The organism is Nonomuraea harbinensis (genome assembly GCF_019396385.1).
Lineage (GTDB): Bacteria > Actinomycetota > Actinomycetes > Streptosporangiales > Streptosporangiaceae > Nonomuraea > Nonomuraea ferruginea.
Genome location: NZ_JAHKRN010000111.1, coordinates 1 through 2,912 on the forward strand (window position 1 = coordinate 1; position 2,912 = coordinate 2,912).

Below are 2,912 nucleotides of genomic sequence, written 5' to 3' on the forward strand. Positions count from 1 at the left end.
GTTCGGGGGTTGATTCTGGTTCGTTGAGGGGGTTCTTGCGGGCGCGGTTGCCGGAGGCGATGATCCCGGCGGCGTTCGTGACGGTGGACGGTTTCCCGGTGCTGCCCAGCGGCAAGCTCGACCGCAACGCGCTCCCACCGCCGCACCCCGGCACCGCCCCCGCCTTCGTGCCCCCGCGCACCCCCGCGGAGGAGACGCTGGCCGCCATCTGGTCCGACCTGCTCGGACGGGACCGCGTCGGAGCGCGCGACGACTTCTTCGAGCTGGGCGGCCACTCCCTGCTCGTGGTCCGCCTCATCGCCCGGATCTCCGACGAACTGGGCGTGGAACTGCCGCTGCGCCGCTGCTTCGACGCCACCACCGTCGAGGAGCAGGCGCTGGCCGTACTCGAGCACGCGCTCGGGACCGATCTGGAGCTTCTTGAGGAGGAGCGGTGAGCGACGCCGAAGGGATCCGCGAGCGCCTGGCCGCGCTCAGCCCGGACCAGCGGGCCGCACTCGAGGCCCGCCTCCTCGGCCGCCGCCGGCCGAGCCCGCCCACTCCGGCGATCCCGCACGCCGACCCCCGGCTGGGCGCGCCGCTGACCGAGGCGCAGCGCCGGCTCTGGGTCGTCGACCAGCTCGACCCCGGCAACCCCGCCTACACCCTGTCCTGGGCGTACCGGATCGACGGCCCGCTGGACGCCGCCGCGCTGGCGGCGGCGTTCGACGCGCTCGTGGACCGCCACCCCGTACTCGGGTACGTGGTCACGCTCAAGGACGGCGAGCTCTGGCAGGCGCCCGGCCCCGTCAGGCCCGCGCTCACCGTCGAACACGTCACCCCCGCCGAGGCGGACGCGGCGGCCCTCGGCGAGGCCGGGCACCGGTTCGCCCTGGACACCGGCCCGCTCACCAGGGCCCGCCTGCTGCGGGTCGCCGAGCGGGAGCACCGCCTGATCCTGACCCTGCACCACATCCTGGCCGACCGCTGGTCCGTGGCGATCCTGCTGCGCGACCTGCTGGCTCTGCACGCCGGCGACCCGCTCCCTGCGGCGCCGACCGGCTACGCCGCCTACGCCACCTGGCAGCGGTGGCGCCCCGCCGGCGGGGACGGCGACCTCGCCCACTGGCGCGTGACCCTCGCCGGGCTGCCCGACGTGCTCGACCTGCCCGCCGACCGTCCCCGCCCGCCCGTCCGCCACAACGCGGGCCGCAGGCTGCCGTTCGACCTGGACCGGCCGACCGCCGACGGGGTGCGCGCGCTGGCGGCCGGACACCGGGCCACCCCGTTCATGGTGCTGGCCGCCGCCGTGCAGACGCTGCTGGCCCGCTACACCGGCCAGACCGATATCCCGATCGGCACGCCCGTCTCGGCCCGCCCCGACCCGTCGCTCGACGACACCGTCGGCCTGTTCCTCAACACCGTGGTGCTGCGCGGCGACCTGTCCGGCGACCCGAGCTTCACCGAGCTGGTGGAGCGCACCCGGGAGCGGGCGCTGGGCGCGTTCGAGCACGCGGCGCTGCCGTTCGAGACCCTGGTGGAGGAGCTGTCGGCGGGCCGCGACCTGTCCAGGAACCCGCTGTTCCAGGTGATGCTCGCCTACCAGAACACCCCGCCGCTGCCCGGCGGCGCGCGCGGCCTGCGCCTGGAACGGCTGGACGTGCGGCCCGGCACCGCCATGTTCGACCTGGACCTCATCGTCGAGGAACGCCCCGACGGCCGGCTGCTGTGCGTGCTCGACTACCCCACCGACCTGTTCGACGACGACCGGATGGCCCGCCTGGCCGGCCACCTGCGCACCCTGCTCGCGGCCGCAGTCGCCGATCCCGGCCTGCGCCTGTCGGAGCTGCCGCTCATGCCCGCCGACGAACAGGTGCGCACCCTGCGGGCAGGCGACGGCCCGGCTCTCCCGTACCCGGAACGCGGCGTGCACGAGCTGGTCGCCGAGCAGGCCGCCCGCACCCCGGACGCGCCCGCCGTGGCCGACGCGCACGGCCGCGCCCTGACGTACGCGGAGCTGGAGGCGAAGGCGGCCCGCCTGGCCGCGCGGCTGCGGCGGCTCGGCGTCGGCCCCGAGACCCGGGTGGGCGTGTGCCTGCCCCGCACCCCGGACCTGGTCGCCGCCCTGCTCGGGGTGCTCAAGGCCGGCGGCTGCTACGTCCCCCTGGACCCCGGCTACCCGCCGGAGCGGCTCGCCGGGATCCTCGCCGACTCGGGGGCCGCGCTCGCCGTCACCACCGCCGCCCTCCAGGCCCGCCTCCCCGACCGGCCCGGCCGCCTGCTGCTCGAAGACCTCCCCGCGGACGGGGAGGAGTTCGGTACGGGCGCGCACCCGGACCAGGCCGCCTACCTGATCTACACCTCCGGCTCGACCGGCCGGGCCAAGGGCGTCGTGGTGCCGCACCGCGGCCTGGTCAGCCTGCTGGGACACGTCCGCGAGGCGCCCGGCCCGGCGGCGGGGGAGCGGTACCTGTTCCTGACGTCGGTGTCGTTCGACATCGCGATGATCGAGATCTTCGGCCCGCTGGTCACCGGCGGGACCGTCGTGGTGGCCTCCTCCGCCGAGATCGAGCGGGTGCACCGGCTGGTCGGGGACGTGCACACCGTCCAGGCCACCCCGTCCATGCTGGAGGGCCTGCTGCCCGCGCTCGCCGCCCGCGTCCCCCGGATCATCTCCACGGGCGAGGCGCTGCCGGCCGGGCTCGCCGCCCGGCTCTTGAAGGTGACGGACGAGCTGTGGGACCTGTACGGGCCGACCGAGACGACCGTGTGGTCCACCGGGCACCGGGTCACGGGCGACGCCGGCGGCTCCATCGGCACGCCGGTGGCGAATACGTCGGTGTATGTGGTGGATGGGGGGTTGTGTCCGGTTCCGGTGGGGGTGCCGGGTGAGTTGCTGGTGGGTGGGGTGGGGGTTTCTCGGGGATCGGGAG

Annotated in this window: 2 protein-coding genes; both read left to right on the forward strand. The window is 75.7% G+C overall.

The features are described from left to right. The first annotated feature begins 23 nt into the window (after positions 1-23). Positions 24-437: a phosphopantetheine-binding protein gene (locus KME79_RS44195; RefSeq protein WP_219552641.1), complete on the forward strand. Its 414-nt coding sequence runs from the start codon at positions 24-26 to the stop codon at positions 435-437. Further along, the coding region (locus KME79_RS44200) for a non-ribosomal peptide synthetase (RefSeq protein ID WP_219552643.1) at positions 434-2,912 on the forward strand (2,479 nt) is incomplete at its 3' end. The genes KME79_RS44195 and KME79_RS44200, both read left to right, overlap by 4 nt.